Here is a 19,179-nt window from a genome sequence, read left to right as displayed (position 1 = left end):
ACTGCATGTGCTGTTTCACCCTGGGTGCCGTTGTTGTGATGAACCGTGCGCAGTAGGCACGTCCGGTGAAGGCCGCCGAGCGGTGGGGGGCGCGTGCCGTCGGGCGGGGCGGAGGCGGACGACGGCGTCGAGGCCGCCGCCGGGGGCTGCGTGGAGGGAGACCTTGCCGCCGCAGGCGCGGGTGAGTTGCCGGACCATGGGCAGGCCCAGGCCGGTGCCCTCGTGTTGGGCGTCGGCTGCGCGCCAGAACCGGTCGAAGGCGCGCCGCCGTTCGGCTTCCGTCATGCCGGGGCCCTCGTCGACGACGTGCAGTTCGGCCATCGGCGGTGTGCGGCCGCCGTCGCCGGCGGCGGTGACCGTGGTCAAGGTGATGGCCGTTCCCGGCGGAGAGGCGCGCAGCGCGTTGGAGAGCAGGTTGTCGATGATGCCGTCGAGTGCGCCCGGGACCGCCCAGACATGACCGGCTTTCGCCCCGGTCACGGTGATGTCGACGCCTTGTTCGCCGGCGAAGGCCGTCCAGATGGCGGCGCGGTCGGCGACTACGGTGTCGAGGTCCGTGGCCTCCGGTGTGATGGCGGAGTTCTCCAGGCGGGCGAGGGCGAGCAGCCCCTGGACCATACGGCTGAGCCGTTCCACTTCCGCGAGTGCTTCGTCGAGGCTGCCCTGTGCGCCGGGGGCGAGGTGGGGCTCGAAGTTCTCCAGGCGCAGGCGCAGTGCCGTCAGCGGGGTTTTGAGCTGGTGGGATGCCTCGGAGGCGAATGCCTGCTGGGCGCGGAGCAGGTGCTGGAGTCGGGTCGCGGTCCGGGTGAAGGAGGCGGACAGTCGGCGGAGTTCGGGCGGTCCGTGATCGGTGGCCGGGGGATCGGTGAGGCGGCCGTCCGCGAGTTGTGCGGTGGCGCGTTCCAGCGCCCGGATGGGACGGGTGATCGAGCGGGCGAGCGCGAAGCCGATCAGGGTGACGATGGCCAGTACCCCCAGTCCGAGGGCGGCGAGTACCGCCCAGGTGGTGTGGACCTTCTCGGTGAGTGCGCCGAGGGGGTGGAGGGTCCGTACGACGCAGGTGACGGCGTTGTCGGTGCCGGAGCTGCCGGGGACGGTGGCGAACAGGGCCTCGCCGTCCGAGGCCGGGGTGTCGCGGGTCCCGATGGCGGGCCGATTGTGCAGTGCGGTGGCCATGTCGGGCTCGGCGGACAGGTCTTTGCCGACGGTGGTGGTGGCGGGGGCGTTGTCGGTGTCCGTGCGGACGATGCCGTTGCGGTCGGCGACGATCACGCGGCTGCCGGTACGTCGGCTGTAGTTGCGGGCGAGCTCCGGCAGATCGGCTGCCAGTCCCCGTTCGAGCTTGTCCTCGCAGACGTCGGCGAGCGTCATCGCGCCCTGTTCCGCCGTGTTGGAGAAGCGGGACAGCTCGCCGCGCGCGTAGACGAAGCCGAACGGCACTTCCAGGGCGAGCAGGACGAGCAGCATGAGGCTGAGGTAGCTGAACACGAGGCGACGGGTCACCGGGTGCCTCCGTCGGGTCCAGGCGGTGAGGGAGAGGTGCCGTCGCGCTCGGCCGGGGGGACCAGGCGGAAGCCGATGCCGCGGATGTTCTCGATCCAGGAGGAGTCGCCGAGTTTGCGGCGCAGCGCGGCGATATGGACGTCCAGGGTCTTGGTGGGGCCGAAGTAGTTGGGTTCCCAGGCCGTATCGAGGATCTGCTGGCGGGAGCAGACGGCTCCGGGGTCTTCGGCGAGGCAGACGAGCAGGTCGAACTCCTTGGGGGCCAGGGCGATCGGCGATTGGTGCAGACGGACTTGCCGGGTGCGGTGGTCGATGGTGAGCGGTCCGATCCGCTGGGCACCGGTCGACCCTGCCTCGGCCGGGCCGCGGGAGGCCCCCGCCTCCGTACCGCCCGACGCCGGGTGTGCGGCCAGGGTGCGGCGAGTGACGGCGCGGATCCGGGCCACCAGTTCCCGTACGCCGAACGGCTTGGACAGATAGTCGTCGGCGCCCAGTTCCAGGCCGAGCACCCGGTCGACCTCGTCGTCCCTGGCGGTGATCATGATGATCGGTACCGGGGACCGGGCGCGCAGGGCTCGGCAGACGTCTATGCCGTCCATGTCGGGCAGCCCGAGGTCCAGCAACACCATCGCCGGTTCCGGTGCGGACAGGCCGTCGGCGCCGTTGCGGGCGTGTTCCACGGTGAACCCGAAGCGGTCCAGTCCTTCCATCAACGGTCCGGCCACCCGGTCGTCGTCTTCGATCAGCAGCACGCGCATGCCTTCAGGTTCGCAAACGTCAGGCCGCAACCGACGGAACCTCCCCCGAGTCACTGATCTTTCCCAGGTACGCAGGGTGCTGTGCTACCGGTGCATGGCTTGTCGGTGGCTTGGATGTCCGCCGAATGGCGCAACCTCCGGATGCGGGTTTCCAGAACATCCAACGCTGCGACAGCATTCGGTAAGGGAGAGTTAAGGACCCGAAGGTGCAATGAGTCGGGTAGTTGACCGGCTCGGAGCCCGCTGAGGAGCAAGCCCGGCCAGGATTCAGCGAATTCCGGCCAGGGACGCGACGAATTGACCCGCTCGATCGCCTGCAACCGCTCCTGGATTCGCTGTCGGATTCGGCATTACTCGATCCAGTACCTCTGTCATGACCAGCGCCAACTACACATCGAGGTCGCCCGGAACCGGAAAGGAATCGGCTCCGCCTGCTCATTCGCAAGGTGCTCGCTGTGTGTCCGCTTGCCATTCCCTTAAACGCCGTCCCGTAGTGTCGAGGAACAGACCGGGCCACAAGAGCTCCGAGCGGAACAAGTCCCCCACATCGCCCTGGAATACGTGGAACACCTGGAATGCCTGGGATGGCCATGCCGAACTCCTTCCCATGTGCCGTCTCCCCATCCTTTTCGAAAACGGAGGGTGACGATGCCTCAGACAACGAGCGACGAAGTGTGCACGACCGATGCACTGCGCACGATCGATGAACTGCGCCGTGTGCGACCGGATCTGGTGGAACCGTTCACGACTGCACTGCCGGGAGCCCGCGCAGCCGTGCTCGGCCGACTCTGGGGGGCGTTCGCGCGAGAACCCCTGCCCGGGGTGAGCGGCCGGCGCCGGGAGGCGGACACCTTAGTGGTCTCGCTGCAACACGGCGGCCCGCTCTCCGCGGCCGACTCCTGCTCGCGACGGTTCTCCCAGGTGCCGGAGGACTTCACCGTGACCGGGCCCGACGGGCCGGTCGGTGAACCGACGGAGCTGCTGGCGGAACTGGGGCCGCGGACCCCCGCCGCGCGGCGGCTGGCGGCCGAGCTCGACAACAGCGTGGTCAACCTGGCCCTGGCCCGCGCCGCCAACGCCAGGGGAATCGGCCCGCTCGCCGATTCGACCGACGCCGAACAGGCGGTGGTCGACGGCCATCCGCAACATCCGTGCTGCCGCACCCGCACCGGCATGTCGGTCGCCGAGGTGCTCGCCTACGCACCCGAGCACCACCCCGTCGTGCAGTTGGCCCTACTCGCCGTTCCGGCCGCACGCTGGCAGGGTTCCGGCCAATGGCCTCAGGAACTGCGCGACGGCGATACGGTCCTGGTGCCCGTACACCCGTGGCAGCGGGACCATGTACTCGTCCACCACCCCGAACTGGCCGTGGCGCAATCCACCCTCCCGGCCCGGCCGCTGCTGTCGCTGCGTACCCTCGCGCCGCTGGACGTTCTCCCGGGCCGCCACATCAAAACGGCGCTCGATGTGCAGCTCACCAACTACCGGCGCACCATCTCTCCCGCCGAGGTCGCCGACGGCCCACTCCTGTCGGACCTGGTCGCGGCGGTCATCGACAAGGCCGGTTACGGCGGCAGCCTGCGGGTCCTGCGCGAGCTGGGCGGGGGCGCGGTGCGCGTGGGCGGGCAGGCGTCCGCGAGCCTGGCCGCGATGATCAGGGAGTCCGCCGAGTGCCACCTCGACGCCGGGGAGATCGCCGTCCCGCTCACGGCGGTACACGCCACGGGAGCGGCCGTGGTGGCGGGCGATCCGGTGCGTTGGCTGGCGGACTTCGCCGGGCTCGTCCTGCCGCCCGCGCTGACGCTGCTGTCCATGGGGGTGGCCCTGGAGGCCCACGGCCAGAACACGCTCGTCGTGCTGCGGAACGGGCGGCCGGTGCGGGTGCTGTACCGGGACCTGGACGGGGTGCGGATCAGCCCGCGCAGGCTGGACCGGTGCGGATTCACGCTGCCGCCCCTGGCCGGCACCCGCGCCGGCGACGATGTGGAGGCGCTGCGCACCAAGCTGTTCGGCGGCCTGCTCAGCGGGGTCTTCAGCGAACTGGTCGATGTCCTCACTCGTACCCGGGCGGCGGATCCCCGCGCATTGTGGGCCGCGGTGGCCGACGTCGGCCGACGGGTGTACGCCGACCTTCCGGATGACGGGGACGCCGCCGCGTTCTTCGCCGACACGCTTCCCCTGAAGGCGACCATCGCCATGCGCCTGGCCGACAACCCGGGCAAGGCGCTGTGGACTCCCGTCCCCAACCCCCTGGCGCGCGCCCGTTCCCACGCCTGACCGCTCACCCACTCACCCGCTGACGCACCGAGTTCGTACGCATGGGAGCTACGGCATGACCACCTCCACGACACACGACGTCACCGCCACCCCCACCACACTGCCCGCCGACCGTGCCGAGCAGACCGCCGACACCGTCACCGCCCACACCTTGCTCAACTGCCTGATCCGCGAGGTATCCGCCCCCGAACATCAAGTAACCATCGACCACGGCCACTTACTGCTCCGACTGCCCCGCCGTCACCTCCTGCTGCGCGCCCGGCTGCGCCGGGTCTCGCTGATCGGCGCCCACCGCTTCCACGGCCCGGTGCAGCGGTTCGAGGACGGCGCCTGGGCGACGGTCGGCTGGCGGGAGCTGGCCGACTCCGTGCAGAACGAACTGGAACTGCGCACCGGCATCGCCAACGAGGAATTCCTGGCGCAGGTCGCCGACAGCCGCGAGACCATCCGCACCTCCCTGGAACAACGCCCCCACCGGCCCCGGCAGACGGACCCCTATCTCTCTTCGGAACAGTCCCTGGTCTTCGGCCATCGCTTCCACCCCACGCCCAAGGCCCGCACCGGAGACCCGGAGGACTGGCTGACGTACGGACCGGAGACCGGCGCCCGCTTCCGCCTGCGGCACCTGGCCGTACGCCGTCATCTCGTGCGCGAGGAGGGCGACCTGGACGGGCTGGACGCGCTGTGCCCGTCGGCCGACCCGGATTATCTGACACTGCCGGTTCACCCCTGGCAGTACCGGTTGTTGCAGGCCGACGACCGGCTGCGGGAGGCGCTGGCGGCAGGCGAGGTGGTCGACACCGGCGTGCGCGGGCCGGAACTGGTGCCGACCGCTTCGGTGCGCACGCTGTACCAGCCGGACGCCGACACCTTCCTGAAGTTCAGCCTGAACGTCCGTCTCACCAACTGCGTGCGCAAGCATGCCCGTTACGAACTGCCCGGCGCCGTCGCACTCAACCAGCTGCTCCAGCCCGTCTTCACCGCACTCGCCGACCGCTTCCCCCGCTGTGCGCTGCTGGCCGAACCGGGTTACCGCACGCTGGATGCCGACGGCGACACCGCACTGCTGGAGGGCCTCGCGGTGATCGTGCGCTCCGGCCTGCGCCCCCATCTGCGCCCCGGGGTGACGCCCCTGCTCGCCGCCGCGATCGCGGACGAGTACGCCACCAGCGCCGCCCACGTATCCCACCTGCTCGCCCGCGGCGACGGCGATGTCCTCGCCTGGTGGGACGCCTACCTGCGGCTGCTGCTGCCACCGGTGCTGGCCGCCTACTTCGAACACGGCATCGTTCTCGAACCCCACCTCCAGAACGTCGTCGTCGGGGTGCACGCCGACGGAACCCCGGCGCAGATGCTCTTCCGCGATCTGGAGGGCACCAAGGTGCTGCCCGGCCACCACCGGCACGCCCTCGCCGACCTGCCCGACGACGTCCGCGGGCCGCTCACCTACGACGCCGAGCGCGGCTGGAACCGGGTCGCCTACTGCCTTCTCGTCAACCACACCGCCGAACTGCTCGGCGCCCTGGCCGACCTCGCTCCTGCGCTGGAGCCCGCACTGTGGGGCCTGGTCCGCGACCACCTCGCCGCCTACGCCCGCACCGCCGGCGAACCGCCACGGCTGCGCGCCCTGCTGTCCGGCGTACCGCTGCCCGCCAAAGCCAACCTCCTGCTGCGCTGGGCCCGCCAGGCCGACCGGCATGCCGGTTACGTCCCCCTGCCCAGCCCGCTCGGCGAGGACTTCCCCCGCGAGGTGACCCCATGAGGCCCGCACTGCTCCACCACGTCCGCCAGATGACCGACGACGATCTGCCCGCCTACGTCTATGACCTGCCGAGCCTGCGCGAGCACGTCCGCGCGATCCGGGCGGCCCTTCCCGATCGCGTCGAGCTGCTGTACGCGGCCAAGGCGAACTCCGATCCCCGGTTGCTGCACACACTGGCCGGGCACGTCGACGGCTTCGAAGTGGCCTCCGGCGGCGAACTGCGCCACGTCCGCAGGCTCTTCCCCGACACGCCGATCGCCTTCGGCGGCCCCGGCAAAACACCGGCCGAGCTGGCCCAGGCGCTGAACGCGGGCGTACACCGCCTGCACGTCGAAAGCGCACACGAACTGCGCCTCCTCACCACCGTACTGGGCAACCGCACCATCGACATCCTGCTGCGCGTCAACCTGCCGGTCACCCTCGGTCCGGTCGCTCTCGCCATGGGCGGGCAGCCCAGCCCCTTCGGACTGGATCCCACACAGCTGGACCAGTGCCTGGCGGTCATCGCCGCCGACCGGCGCATCCGGCTGCGCGGCCTCCACGTCCACCTGGCCAGCGGACTGGACGCTCGCGCCCAACTCGCCCTGGCCAACGAGGTCCTGGCCTGGGCGGACGACTGGGCCGACACCCGGGTTCTCGGCCTGACCGAGATCAACATCGGTGGTGGGATGGGCGTCGACTACGCCCGGCCCCAGCAGGTCTTCGACTGGCCGGCCTTCGGCGCCGGCCTGCGCGCCGCCCTGGCCCGTCATCCCGAGCTCACGCTGCGGATCGAGCCCGGCCGCTCGCTCACCGCCTACTGCGGCTGGTACGTCACCCAGGTCCTGGACGTCAAACGCAGTCACGGCCAGCCGTTCGCCGTCCTGCGCGGCGGCACGCACCATCTGCGTACGCCCGCCGCCAAGCAGCACGACCAGCCCTTCGAAGTGATCCCGGACGATGTCTGGTTCCACCCCTGGGACCGTCCCGAGGCGTATGACGAAGCGGTGACGCTGGTCGGGCAACTGTGCACGCCCAAGGACGTCCTGGCCCGCGGGGTCACGGTGGAACGGTTGCGCGCCGGAGACCGGGTCGCGTTCGCCATGGCGGGCGCCTACGCCTGGAACATCTCCCACCATCAGTTCCTCATGCACCCCCATCCGACCTTCCACCACGTCGACGAAGCGGAGACCGCCCACGTGACGGAGCAGGCCGGTGCGGTGGAGAAGGCCGACGTGGCGACGGCGTCCGTCGGCGGCATGTCCGTCCGCCCGGCGTCATGAGCCTCTGCCGCCGCGTCCACGCCCACGTCCGCGTCCGTGCCCGTGCACGTCGTCGTCGCGAGGCTCCGAGTCCGGCGCTCGCCACGCTCACCGTCCGGAACTTCCGCCGCTACCTGATCGGACAGCTGACCTCCAACGTCGGCACCTGGATGCAGCGCGCCGCCCAGGACCTGCTCGTCCTCCACCTCACCGGCAACAGCGGCAGCGCCGTCGGCATCGTGACGGCATTGCAGTTCCTGCCCCAGACGTTGTTCGGCCTGACCGGCGGCGTCCTTGCCGACCGCTTCCCCAAGCGCCGGCTGCTGCTGATCACGCAGACGGCCATGGCGGTGCAATCGCTGCTGCTCGGCGTCCTGACCGTGACCGAGGCGGTGAACCTGCCCGCCGTGTATGCCCTGGCGTTCGCTCTCGGTACCGCCACCGCCATGGACACTCCCGCCCGCAACGCCTTCATCTCCGAACTGGTCGCCCGCGAGCGGGTGCCCGCCGCGGTCGGCCTGAACTCCGCCCAGTTCAACATCGCCCGTACCCTCGGCCCGGCCATCGCCGGCCTGACGGTCGCCGCCGCCGGCACCGGCCCGGTGTTCCTCCTCAACGCCGCGTCGTATCTGGCCGTCCTGTACGGGCTGCTCACCATCCGTCCTGCCGAACTGAGCAGCCCGGGCCCGCCCCGGCACGGCGGGACACGACTCCGCGACGCCTTCCGCCACATCAGATCCACCCCGGACCTGCTTCTGCCCATCACGCTCATCGGAGTCGTCGGCACCTTCGGCCTCAACTTCCAGGTCACCACCTCCCTCATGGCGATCACGGTCTTCCACTCCGGCGCCGTCGCCTTCGGCTACCTCTCGGCCGCCTACGCCACCGGCAGCCTCATCGGCGCGCTCCGCGGCGCCGGCCGCGGACAGCTCCCCACCGCACCACGCCTGATCACGGCCACGATGGTCTTCGGGGTGCTGGAAGCCGTGCTGGGCCTGATGCCCGGCTACGGCACGTTCCTGGCCCTGCTGATCCCGACCGGTTTCGCCGCGGTCACCGTGACCACGACCGCCAACTCCCTGACCCAGCTGCACGCCGACCCAGGTCTGCGCGGCCGCGTCATGTCCGTCTACTTCCTCGTCCTCTTCGGCGGAACGCCAATCGGCGCCCCCCTCGTCGGCCTGGTGTCCGACACCCTCGGCGCCCGCTCCACCCTGATCCTCGCCGGTATCGTCTCGGCGGCCTCCGCGCTCGCCCTCCCCGCACTGGTCACCGCGCGCACCCGACGGCTGGCTCGGAGCAGGAAGCCGGTCGCGCCGGCCGATGCACCCCTCACCGACACCCCCGGGCCGGCGCTCTCCGGCAAGGGGCCGACCCATCAGTCGACTTCCTGAGCACGGCCCTGCCGGGCGTGCGGCGGTGGAACGCCGGACCGCACCCGTCCGCACCCGTCCGTACCCGTCCATGGCACGCGCGAACGCGATACGCATTCGATTCCGCACGGAGCGTGTCCATTTATTCCCCCATGGGTACCTATCTCAGCGCATCTGGGACGAAGTGGGATTGCCTGGTCGCAGCGCCGCCGCCCCAGGTGCCGCCCGCGAGGCAGGGATAAGGAGGGGACCGGAATGGCGCGTTGGCGGCCGTTGCCCGCACCACTCGACGACGACACACGACTCCTGGTGGAACGGCTGCGCACACTCAAGGAGCAGACCGGCCTCACCCTGGTCGAGCTGGCCGCGCGCACCGCTTACAGCAAGTCCACCTGGCACCGGTATCTCAACGGCGACAAGTTCCCGCCGCGGCAGGCGGTCGAGGCGCTGGGGCGGCTGGCGGGCGCGGACGCCTCGCGTCTGCTCACGTTGTGGGGTGTTGCGCAGCACGCCTGGAGCCGCCCCCAGAACCCGGTCGCGCCGCCCGCCCGGCCGACGGAGCCCGAGCCCCGGTACCGCTTCCGTCGTACGGCGTTCGTGCTTGCGGCCGCCTTTGCGATCCTCGGGGCTGCCGCCCTTGCCGTACGGGCCATAACCGCCTCCGGCAACTCGGGGCGGGGCGCGACCCCGTCGTGCCGGGAAGAATCCTGCCAAGGGCGGTTCGCAGACCCCTCCGGGTGCACCGGGGACGCCCGCACCGAGAGCGCCGTGACCGTCGACGGGTACGTCGTACGGCTGCGATACAGCCCGGCCTGCGCCGCGTTCTGGGCCGAAGTGTCCCCGCACGCGAGCAGTGGCGTACGAGAGGTTTCGATCCAGGCGGGCCCGGAAGAACACCTCACGGCCTACCCGAATGGTGAACCGAACGGCACCAGCAGCCCGATGCTGGCACCGTCGGGTGGCTGGCCGGGGGAAGCCTGTGCGGTGGTGGCAGGGAAGCTGGCATGCACGAGCGAGGACGGGTCCAGGGTGACTCCCGCCCCTTCCGACGAACGTCCGGTGCGTGGCGCGGGAACGGCCGACTGAGGCGGAGCGGGACTGCGACATCCGGGCGAGCCCGCCCGTTCCCCGTCCCCGGTCCGGAAACGTCCGCCATGGCAACTCCAGGCAGACGACCGGGACATCCCATTTCATCCCAGAGCTTCGGGGAAATGCATTTTCGTACCTGACGCCGGAAACGTTCCGAGGCGCAGGGGCACATCCGGTGAACGTGCCTGAAGGACCGGATCCCCGCGTCGCAGGCGGCCCGAGAACCGCGGCGGCAGCACACGAAGCACTCAACCTCAGGAGCACTCATGATCTTTCGCACCATGCGGCACGCCGTCGTCGCCGCGGTCGCCACGGTCGCTCTCCTCCCCGCCTCGGCGGTGGCGGTCGGCAATCCGTCCCAGCCGCCCACCCGGCATGCCGCGCGTGTGCACCACGCCCGGCACGTCCGGCACGTCCGGCACATCCGGCACACGACGATGTCCCACAGCGCCATCGGAGGCACCCGGGGCCGCGTCGTCACGCGCATCGCGCCCCTCAACGTCCGCTCCGGGCCCGGCATCGGATTCACGGTGATCGGTTCGCTGCACCGCGGCGCGGTGGTGTACGCCGCCTACAAGAAGCACGGAACCTGGATCTGCGGCAACCGTCACTGGTACAAGCTCGCCGGCCGCACGGGCTACGTCTCCGCCCGGTACGTGCGCGTCGTCAGCGCCGTTCCCGAACAGTGACCCCGCGGGGCTGCTCCGCGGAGACGTTTCTCCCCACGGAGCAGCCCCGGAGCGGAGCCCGGCCCTGCCCGGCGGGATCCTTCTCCGTGCGGCCCGATTCTCAGCGGGCCATCGGCTCGTCGGTGAGGTAGGGCGGAGCGGGGTCGTACTGGATGTAACGGCGCACGGCACGGGCGTGATCGCGGCCGTGCAGCCGACCGACCAGCCAGAGTGCCATGTCGATACCGGCGGACACGCCCTGGCTGGTGACCAGTTCGCCGTCGACCACATAGCGTGCGTCGCGGACCACGGTGATGTTCCCGCGTGCCTGAAGGATGTCCTCGAAGGCGTGGTGCGTGGCCACCCGGCGGCCGCGGGCCGCGCCCGCCTCGTGCAGCAGCGCCCCGGTGCAGACGCTGGTGGTCCAGGCGACCTGGGCGGAGGCCTTGCGGATCCACTCGATCAGGACGGGGTTGGTCACCTCGGTGCGGGTACCGTTCCCGCCGGGCACCAGCAGCACGTCGAGCGGCGGGTGGTCGTCGAAGGTGTGGTCGGGCAGCACCCGCATGCCCTTGTTGCATCGGACGGGGTCCCGTCGCTCGGCGATCAGCACGGCGGTGTCCTCCTGCTCCCGGATCATGGCGGAGGAGGTGAACACCTCCCAGGGACCGACGAAGTCCAGTTCCTCGGCCCCGTCGAACAACAACAGCCCATAGGTCGTCATGCGTACTCCTTGATGGATCGGAATCTGTCCCGGTACTCGGACGGCGCGATGCCGACCTGACGGTGGAAAGCGCGCCGCAGCGTCTCCGCGGTACCGAAGCCGTACCGGTGGGCGATGACCTCGATGGGATCCTCGCCTTCGACCAGGGCCCGGCGTGCGGCCTCCACGCGCACCCTCTCCACGTACGCCGCCGGCGGCGTGCCGAGTTCGGCGGTGAACCGGCGCTGTAGGTGACGGGGGCTCAGGCCCGCGTGCGCGGCCAGATCGGCGATGCCGTGCCGGGCTCCGGGATCCGTGTGGATCGCCGACACCGTGGCCCGGATCGGGTCACTGGACGGCTGGCGCGACCACAGCGGCACGCTGAACTGCGACTGGCCGCCGGGCCGGCGCAGGTAGAGCACCAGTTCCTGCGCGACGGCATGGGCGATGTCCCGGCCCAGGTCGTCCTCCACCAGGGCGAGTGCGAGGTCCATGCCGGCGGTCACACCGGCCGAGGTCCACACCCGCCCGTCCCTGATGAAGATCGGGTCGCAGTCCACCCGCAGCTCCGGATGCTGCCGGGCGAGTTGCCCTGCACGGGACCAGTGCGTGGTGACCCGGCGGCCCTCGACGAGACCGGCGGCCGCCAGCAGGAACACCCCGCTGCACACCGAGGCGACGCGGCGGGCGGACGCCCCGGCCGCGGCGATCCACCCGGTCAGCGCGCCGTCCTGCGCCGCTTGGTCGACGCTGTCGCCGCCCACCGCCACCAGGGTGTCGATTCCGCGCGGGTCGAGATCGGCCACACCGTGTCCGGCCTGTACGGGCAGACCGCTGGTCGACTGGACCAGGCCGGCGGTGGGCGCCAGGACCTGGCAGTCGTAACCGCCTGAAAGCGTCCCCGCGTACTGGAACACCTCGTGCGGGCCGACCAGATCCAGCGACTGGAAGCCGTCGAAGATCACGAAGACGATGCGACGCTGTTGCATGTCTTCAGCCTGCTGACCTCGGGTGATGGCGTCAACGACGGGCATCCCACGATTCGCGCCATCACCAGCTGTGAGGCCAGCCCCGGCGGCCTAGTGACCTGCTGGCGCTGGAAGTTCGGGAAGGGCTGTCGGCGAACAGTCCCCGGTTTCCCCTGCCGCCCGCTGCCCGCTGCCCGCCGTGCGCGATCCCGGATATCGGCATGTGGACGAATCTGGAGCCGGAGATCCGGAATCTGTTTGTATGACCCTTCGGCCGGTGTTCCAGGAGGTGGCGGGCGGATGGTGTCCACGGAGCGGGTTCTCGCGTTCGCGGCAATGTCGCTGCTGGTGATCGTGATCCCGGGGCCCAGTGTGCTGTTCGTGATCGGCAGGGCCCTCGCGCACGGCCGCCGCACGGCCCTCGCGACGGTGCTCGGCAACCTCATCGGTTCGTACGTCCTGGTGATCGCTGTCGCATGGGGACTCGGTGCGCTGGTGGAGACCTCGGCGGCGGTGTTCATGGGCGTGAAGATGGCCGGCGCGGCGTATCTCGTCTACCTCGGTGTGCAGGCGTTCCGGCACCGCAGGGAGATGCGCGTGGCCGACATGGCGGCACCGGCGGGTGAGCGGCGCGGCGATCTGCGCACGATCCTGGACGGAATTCTCGTGGGCGCCACCAACCCCAAGGGGATCGTGTTCTTTGCTGCGGTGCTGCCGCAGTTCGTGGACCACACCGCCCGGCATGTCCCCCTCCAGATGATGGTGTTGGGCCTGGTCCCGGTCACCATCGGCATGATCACTGACACCCTGTGGGGCCTGGGCGCTTCGGCGGCTCGCTCGTGGTTCGCCCGCTCGGACCGTCGGCTCTCGATGGTCGGTGGTGCGGGCGGCTGCGCCATGATCGGCCTGGGCGTGACGGTGGCGGTTACGGGGCGCGCCGACTGAGCGGCCGGCCCCATGGGCACCGGGCACCAGCTGCCTCGCTCTTCGGCCCCGTCGGCTGAGGTGACGCCGTTGATCCTCACGGGCTAAGCCTGACCCTCATCCGTCTGCTCGTCGGGCAACCAGTGCAGCGCGAACCAGAGTTCCATGCGGACACCAGGGTCCTGGAGGTCGACGCCGAGGAGTTCCGCGACCCGTGCGAGGCGGTGGCGCACGGTGTTGCGATGGACCTGTAGGGCCGCGGCGGTGCGGTCCCAACTGCCGTGGAGGCTCAGCCAGGTTCGCAAGGTGTCGAGGAGGGCGGATGCGCCTGGCGCGCCTGCGCGAGCCAGCGGGGCGAAGCGGGTGCGGGCGAGCTCTCGGGCGGCGGCGGGGGAGACGAGGGCGTTGAGGGTGAGCGCCTCGTCGCGGTGGATGACGGCCGGTGTCCGGGTGGCGATTGCGCGCTGTAGGGCCCGTTCCGCCTGAGAGTCGGCGCGGGGCAGGTCGGCCGCCGCGACGGGTGCGCTGAAGCCGAGGGTCCACCCGAGAACGGCGGCCAGCGCGGGGGCACTTGGCGTGGTTTCCGGTGTGCCGGGGATCAGCGCCAGCAGGTGAGCGCCGTCGATGTGCACGTACGGGGTGCCGAGTGCGGTGGCCAGGGCGGCGAGTTGGGCCGGGTCTTCGTCGGGTCGGCTTGTGGGACCGGGCCGTGAGGGCATGTGCAGGTGGCGGCCGTGGACGACGATCCAGTGGTCGCCCGTCGAATCGTCGCTGGGCGCGAGTGCGGTCGCGACCTCGGCCGGGGAGGCGCCGAGCATGAGCCGTACGAGTGCGCCGACGCTGCGGGTCTCGGTACTGAGGGCGTGGCGGGGGCTGGTCAGCAGGGAAAGCAGGACCGTCGCCATGCCGGTCATCTGGCGGTGGACCATGGTCGGGGGTGCGGTGCCGGCCTGACCGAGGATCAGCGGGGTACCGGTGCTGTCCGCACGGGGCAGGGTGTGGACCGTCAGATGGACGCCCTCGACGTGGTGGGCTGCCGCCGCCGGCGGTGGGGGTCTGCCTTTCACATGGTCGCGGGTGGAGCGGGCGGTGGTCCGTTTGGCGAGGTCGCGCAGGAGTCGCGGTGTGGGGGACGCGGGCCGGGGGCCCGCGCTGAACAGTTCGTTGCCCTGGGCGTCGAAAAGGGCCGTCCATGCTCCGGTGCGGGTGTTGAGCTGCTGGAGGACGGCTTGCAGCGCATCAGGGCGGGCGGCGGCGGTAGTGAGCGCCGACTGTGCGTCGGAGATCTCTCTCAGATCGCGGTTGCGGGCCTCGGCGATCGCGGCGTAGGCGGCTTGGCCGACGGCGACGAACGGGGTGTCCGGCGGCAGTCGCAGCAGCGGCAGTCCGTGGCGGTCGCAGGCGGCGACGAGCTCGTGCGGAATCTCCTGGTGCACGGGGGCGACGCCGAATCCGAGCGCAGCCACTCCGGCGGCGACGACGCGTGCCACGTAGGTGTCGATGCCCTCCGCGTCCGGTGGGAGACGGACTCCCGCGGTGAGGAAGAGTTCGCCGCCGACGAGATAGGGCGTGGGGTCCTCGATCTCGGTGGTGCCGACCGTGCCGATGCGGCGGTCCTCGGCCGGCCCGGCGACCTGGCTCAGGCCCAGTCCGGGGTGGGCGAGCAGCACGCTGAGGGGGACGGACGGCTGAACGGTCTCGGTCTCGGTCATGAGGGGAGATCCTCCCAGCCCGGAAACCCCTGCTGGAGTGTCGGATCCATCCCATGCATGGATCCATATTGGATAAATCCAGCACTTCAGCGCCAGTGCGAACGGCCGATACGGTCACATGGACAACAGGGCACTCCTCGGCCCTGGCGGCGCTGCACCCACAGGGCACCACCCCGGCCCTGGCGGCGCCGCACTCGCCACCTCCCACGTTCTTCCTCAGCACTGCCGCGTGCCGCCCCTTCCGTGCCCGGCGCGCAGCAGCTGTCTCCCCTCAACAGCAGCCACTCGGCGGCCCGGCGCACCACCTGCGGGCCGTAGCGAATCGGAGGACCTGATGGCCGTCGACTACCTCGTCATGATCGGTTACTTGTTGGGCATCGTCGGCGTGGGTTGGTGGGGCAAGAAGCGTGCCGCGTCCAAGAGCGGCTTCCTGGTCGCCGGACGGCGGCTCGGTCCGCTCATGTACACCGGCACCATGGCCGCCATCGTCCTCGGCGGCGCCTCCACGATCGGCGGCGTCCGCCTCGGCTACACCTACGGTGTCTCCGGCGCCGCCATGGTCTTCGCCATCGGACTCGGGCTGTTGGCCCTGAGCGTCTTCTTCTCCGCCCGGATCGCCCGGCTGCGCGTCTACACCGTCGCTGAGATGCTCTCCCTGCGCTATGGCGGCACCGCCAGCGTGATCTCCGGCGTCGTGATGTGGATCTACACCCTCATGCTGGTCGTCACCTCCACCATCGCCTATGCCAGCGTCTTCGACGTGCTGTTCGACGTACCGCGCTGGGCCGCGATCGTCTTCGGCGGCACCATCGTCGTGGGCTACTCGGTGCTCGGTGGCATGTGGTCCATCACGCTCACCGACATGGTGCAGTTCGTGATCAAGAGCGTGGGCGTGCTCGTCCTGCTCCTGCCCGTCGCGGTGGTCAAGGCGGGCGGCTTCTCCGCCATGGCCGACCGGCTGCCGCACGGCTTCCTCTCGCCGACCTCCATCGGCGGGCAGACGATCTTCACCTATGTGCTGATCTACACCTTCGGCATGCTGATCGGGCAGGACATCTGGCAGCGGGTCTTCACCGCCCGCAGCGACAAGGTCGCCGCCTGGGGCGGCACCGTCGCCGGCGTCTACTGCCTCTTCTACGCCCTGGCCGGAGCCCTCATCGGGATGGCCACCAAGGTGCTCTATCCGCACCTGGCCAGCCCCGACCAGGCGTTCGCGACCATCGTCGAGCGTGCCCTGCCCGTCGGGGTCAAGGGCCTGGTCCTGGCCGCCGCCCTGTCCGCGATGATGTCCACCGCCAGCGGTGCCCTGATCGCCTCCGCGACCGTGGCCAGCAACGACGTCTGGGCCCGGCTGCGCCGCCGCATCCGCCCCACCACCGAGCTTGCCGCCGACCAGGACGAGCGCGACGAGGTCCGCGAAAACCGGCTCGCCATCGCGATCCTCGGTGTGCTGTCCATGGTCGTCGCCTGCCTGCTGGGTGATGTGCTCGCCGCCCTCACCGTTGCGTACAACCTGCTGGTCGGCGGCCTGCTGGTGGCCATCCTCGGCGGCCTGGTCTGGAAGCGCGGAAACCTCCAAGGAGCCCTGGCGTCGATGATCGCGGGCGGCGCCACGGTGATCACCCTGATGGTGACCCACGGCCTCCTCGCCAACGAACCGATCTACTACGGCCTGCTCGCCAGCTTCGTCGCCTACGTGGCCGTCAGCCTCATGACCAGGCCGACCGAGGAAGCGGTCATCGAGGCGTGGCGCCGGCGGCTGGCGGGGGAGCCGACCCCCACCGCCGAGCTCGCCGCCGCCTGACACCACGCCCCTCACCCTCCGTCGCCGTCCACACCTCGAAGCCCGTCCCCAGAAGGAGCCCGTATGACCCGGCCGCTGGCCGTTTTCACCGACCTCGACGACCTCGACCCGGCACCCGGGGTGGCGCTGCTGGACCGGGCGGGCTTCGACGTACGGATCGCCGACAGCGCAGATCCGGACGCCATCGTCCGAGCGGCCTCGGACGCCGTCGCCCTCCTGGTCGGGTACGCACGGGTGGACGCCGACCTCCTCGACCGGCTCCCGCACGTCCGCATCCTGGCCACCCTCTCGGCCGGTTACGACATGGTCGACACCGATGCGGCACGCGCCCGCGGTCTGTGGGTGTGCAACCTGCCCGACGCCGCGACCGAGGAGGTCGCCGTCCACGCGCTCGCCTCGGCCCTGTCGCTGGTCCGCGACCTTCCGCAGGCCGACGCCGTGGTGCGCCGCGGCGGCTGGACCACCGATCTGCCCCGGCTGCCCCGCCGGACCAGCGAGTTGACGCTCGGGCTGGTGGGCATGGGCCGTATCGCCTCCCGGCTCGCCGAGTTGGCCGCACCGATCTTCGGCCGCGTCACGGCGTACGACCCGCTGTGCCCACCCGAGCGCTGGCCCGCCGCCGTCCGGCGCATGGACCTGGACGCCCTACTGGCCGGCAGCGATGTGCTGTCCCTGCACGCCCCGCTCAACGACGCCACCCGCGGGCTCATAGGCCGCGCCCAACTTGAGCGCATGCCCGCCGGAAGCTTCCTGGTCAACGTCGCGCGCGGCGAACTGGTCGACCCCGCCGCGGTCCTGGAGGCCCTGGACGGCGGTCACCTCGCCGGAGCGGCCCTGGACGTCCTCCCCGTCGAACCCCCCGCTCCGGACGACCCCGTACGCACCCACCCCGGCGTGCTGCTCTCCCCGCACAGCGCGTTCCTCTCCGACGCCTCGCGGCGCGCCTATGTGGAACGCCCGGCCGAGAACGTCATCGCCTGGCACCGCACCGGGCGCCCGCTCACCCCCGTCGTCACCCCCGCCACCGAAGGAAACACCCATTGAACGCTTCGACGCACCACGCCGACCACGCCGACCAGGCCGCCACGGCCGCCGAGGAACTGCGTCTGCGCCGCGAACTCGCCGCCGTCTACCGCCTGGTGGCGCACTTCCGGATGACGGACCTGATCTTCACGCATATCTCCGCCCGGCTCCCCGGCCCGGAGAACCACTTCCTGATCAACCCCTACGGCCTGCTGTTCGAGGAGATCACCGCATCGAACCTCGTCAAGATCGACCTCACCGGCCGCCCGGTCGAGGACACTCCCCATCCCGTCAACCCCGCCGGCTTCGTCATCCACAGTGCCGTCCACGCCGCCCGGCCCGACGCCCACTGTGTCCTGCACACCCACACCAAGGCCGGCTGCGCCGTCGCGGCCCAGGAGCACGGTCTGCTCCCGCTCAACCAGATCTCCATGGAGTTCTACGGCAGGCTCGGTTACCACGACTACGAAGGCGTCGCCCTCAACCTCGCCGAACAGCAACGACTCGTCGCCGACCTCGCCGACCACCCGGCGATGATCCTGCGCAACCACGGCCTGCTGACCGTGGGCGAGACCCCCGCCCAAGCGTTCCTGCGCATGTACTACCTGGACAAGGCGTGCGAGATCCAGACCACGGCCGTGGCCGGCGGCGCACAGCTCATCACGCCCCACCCTGACGTCTGCGAACTCACCGCACGCCAACTCTCCGGCGAGGACGACAGCTCCGACCTCCAGGACGACAAGGCGTACGACCTCGCCCGGTCGGCACTGCTCCGGCTCGTCGGGCGCATCGCCCCCGATTACCAGGACTGAGCGGCGCGGAGCTGTCTGGCGGCGCGCACTGCCCCCCTGTGCCGATCCCCGGCCGGCGGGCGGGGCGCGTCGTGTCCCGGATGTCGTTGCCCCGGCTACTCAGCCACTCCGCCTTCCGTTCCTACCGGTCCCCCTTCCCCCTCTTTCTGAGGCTCGGTTGATTTCTCGCCGTCTGTTGATTTCGCATCACCGTTTGCCCCGTCCCGCTTCCCGCTCATCGCAGCCGCTGCGGTGTTCGTGACCGCTTTTATTCCGAAATACGCCGTGGTCACTGCCGTCACGGCGGTGAATGCACTGGTAAGGAGCGGGGCGAAGTTACTGTTTCGCGACTCGTGAATCCCGACGATCGCGGAAATCGATATGGCTCCCACGCTGATCAGAACGGCCAGGAGTCCAGTGATGGAGCGGACTTTCTCTGTGCATTCATCCTTGGTGCGCGCCAACATGAAGAGCGTGGCACCAATTGCGAGGATCGCCAATCCGACGAAGACGACGAGAACTATGCTGCTGGCGTCCATGGTTGCCGTATCCCTCCTGCGGTGCACCCGGGCTACTATGTCAA

Annotated in this window: 16 protein-coding genes; 10 read left to right on the top strand and 6 right to left on the bottom strand. The window is 70.5% G+C overall.

Features of this window, described 5'->3' with window-relative positions; genetic code table 11:
• Nucleotides 1–15 precede the first annotated feature (15 nt).
• Complete coding sequence (locus B1H19_RS05170) at nucleotides 16–1,503, bottom strand: sensor histidine kinase (RefSeq protein WP_083103440.1); 1,488 nt, start codon at nucleotides 1,501–1,503, stop codon at nucleotides 16–18.
• Nucleotides 1,500–2,261: a response regulator transcription factor gene (locus B1H19_RS05165; protein WP_083103439.1), complete on the bottom strand. Its 762-nt coding sequence runs from the start codon at nucleotides 2,259–2,261 to the stop codon at nucleotides 1,500–1,502. The genes B1H19_RS05170 and B1H19_RS05165 overlap by 4 nt, the downstream gene beginning before the upstream one ends.
• Before the next feature lie 648 nt (nucleotides 2,262–2,909).
• Between B1H19_RS05165 and B1H19_RS05160 the strand changes: the two genes are divergently transcribed.
• From B1H19_RS05160 to B1H19_RS05135, 6 genes are all read left to right on the top strand, one after another.
• The gene (locus tag B1H19_RS05160) at nucleotides 2,910–4,538 is read left to right on the top strand and encodes an IucA/IucC family protein (RefSeq protein ID WP_083103438.1); all 1,629 of its coding nucleotides are present in this window, start codon (nucleotides 2,910–2,912) and stop codon (nucleotides 4,536–4,538) included.
• Nucleotides 4,539–4,593: 55 nt separating this feature from the next.
• Entirely contained in the window at nucleotides 4,594–6,300 is a 1,707-nt protein-coding gene (locus B1H19_RS05155; protein WP_083103437.1) for an IucA/IucC family protein, read from the top strand.
• A complete protein-coding gene (locus tag B1H19_RS05150) occupies nucleotides 6,297–7,562 on the top strand; it encodes a type III PLP-dependent enzyme (protein ID WP_083103436.1) in 1,266 nt (421 codons plus the stop codon). Before B1H19_RS05155 ends, B1H19_RS05150 begins: the two co-directional genes overlap by 4 nt.
• On the top strand, nucleotides 7,559–8,935 hold the full coding sequence (locus B1H19_RS05145) for an MFS transporter (protein ID WP_083103435.1): 1,377 nt from the start codon (nucleotides 7,559–7,561) through the stop codon (nucleotides 8,933–8,935). The genes B1H19_RS05150 and B1H19_RS05145 overlap by 4 nt, the downstream gene beginning before the upstream one ends.
• Before the next feature lie 234 nt (nucleotides 8,936–9,169).
• Entirely contained in the window at nucleotides 9,170–10,000 is an 831-nt protein-coding gene (locus B1H19_RS05140; RefSeq protein ID WP_083103434.1) for a helix-turn-helix domain-containing protein, read from the top strand.
• Nucleotides 10,001–10,269: 269 nt separating this feature from the next.
• Nucleotides 10,270–10,692, top strand: a complete 423-nt coding sequence (locus tag B1H19_RS05135; protein WP_083103433.1) for an SH3 domain-containing protein — start codon at nucleotides 10,270–10,272, stop codon at nucleotides 10,690–10,692.
• A 100-nt stretch (nucleotides 10,693–10,792) separates the two neighbouring features.
• On the opposite strand, the gene B1H19_RS05130 is transcribed toward B1H19_RS05135, so the two are convergent.
• Nucleotides 10,793–11,395: a DJ-1/PfpI family protein gene (locus B1H19_RS05130; protein WP_083103432.1), complete on the bottom strand. Its 603-nt coding sequence runs from the start codon at nucleotides 11,393–11,395 to the stop codon at nucleotides 10,793–10,795.
• Nucleotides 11,392–12,363 (bottom strand): GlxA family transcriptional regulator, encoded by a 972-nt coding sequence (locus tag B1H19_RS05125; protein ID WP_083103431.1) that lies wholly within the window; start codon nucleotides 12,361–12,363, stop codon nucleotides 11,392–11,394. Before B1H19_RS05125 ends, B1H19_RS05130 begins: the two co-directional genes overlap by 4 nt.
• A gap of 279 nt (nucleotides 12,364–12,642) precedes the next feature.
• Between B1H19_RS05125 and B1H19_RS05120 the strand changes: the two genes are divergently transcribed.
• On the top strand, nucleotides 12,643–13,287 hold the full coding sequence (locus tag B1H19_RS05120; protein WP_083103430.1) for a LysE family translocator: 645 nt from the start codon (nucleotides 12,643–12,645) through the stop codon (nucleotides 13,285–13,287).
• An 83-nt stretch (nucleotides 13,288–13,370) separates the two neighbouring features.
• Here the strand turns inward: B1H19_RS05120 and B1H19_RS05115 are convergent, their stop codons facing one another.
• Nucleotides 13,371–14,978 (bottom strand): PucR family transcriptional regulator, encoded by a 1,608-nt coding sequence (locus B1H19_RS05115; RefSeq protein ID WP_083103429.1) that lies wholly within the window; start codon nucleotides 14,976–14,978, stop codon nucleotides 13,371–13,373.
• A gap of 334 nt (nucleotides 14,979–15,312) precedes the next feature.
• Between B1H19_RS05115 and B1H19_RS05110 the strand changes: the two genes are divergently transcribed.
• The 3 genes from B1H19_RS05110 to B1H19_RS05100 all read left to right on the top strand — a co-directional run bounded on the left by B1H19_RS05110 (nucleotide 15,313) and on the right by B1H19_RS05100 (nucleotide 18,617).
• Nucleotides 15,313–16,782 (top strand): sodium:solute symporter family protein, encoded by a 1,470-nt coding sequence (locus tag B1H19_RS05110; protein WP_083103428.1) that lies wholly within the window; start codon nucleotides 15,313–15,315, stop codon nucleotides 16,780–16,782.
• A gap of 63 nt (nucleotides 16,783–16,845) precedes the next feature.
• Nucleotides 16,846–17,826, top strand: a complete 981-nt coding sequence (locus B1H19_RS05105) for a C-terminal binding protein (protein ID WP_083103427.1) — start codon at nucleotides 16,846–16,848, stop codon at nucleotides 17,824–17,826.
• Nucleotides 17,823–18,617, top strand: coding sequence for a class II aldolase/adducin family protein (locus B1H19_RS05100; protein WP_083103426.1), 795 nt, complete (start codon nucleotides 17,823–17,825; stop codon nucleotides 18,615–18,617). Before B1H19_RS05105 ends, B1H19_RS05100 begins: the two co-directional genes overlap by 4 nt.
• Before the next feature lie 95 nt (nucleotides 18,618–18,712).
• On the opposite strand, the gene B1H19_RS38555 is transcribed toward B1H19_RS05100, so the two are convergent.
• The gene (locus B1H19_RS38555) at nucleotides 18,713–19,135 is read right to left on the bottom strand and encodes a hypothetical protein (protein WP_159027993.1); all 423 of its coding nucleotides are present in this window, start codon (nucleotides 19,133–19,135) and stop codon (nucleotides 18,713–18,715) included.
• Between the last annotated feature and the right edge of the window lie 44 nt (nucleotides 19,136–19,179).

The sequence above is a fragment of the Streptomyces gilvosporeus genome, assembly GCF_002082195.1.
In the GTDB taxonomy this organism is placed as follows: Bacteria; Actinomycetota; Actinomycetes; order Streptomycetales; family Streptomycetaceae; genus Streptomyces; species Streptomyces gilvosporeus.
Note: the sequence above shows the minus strand (reverse complement) of the source record. Positions and strands in the feature narration are given on the sequence as shown.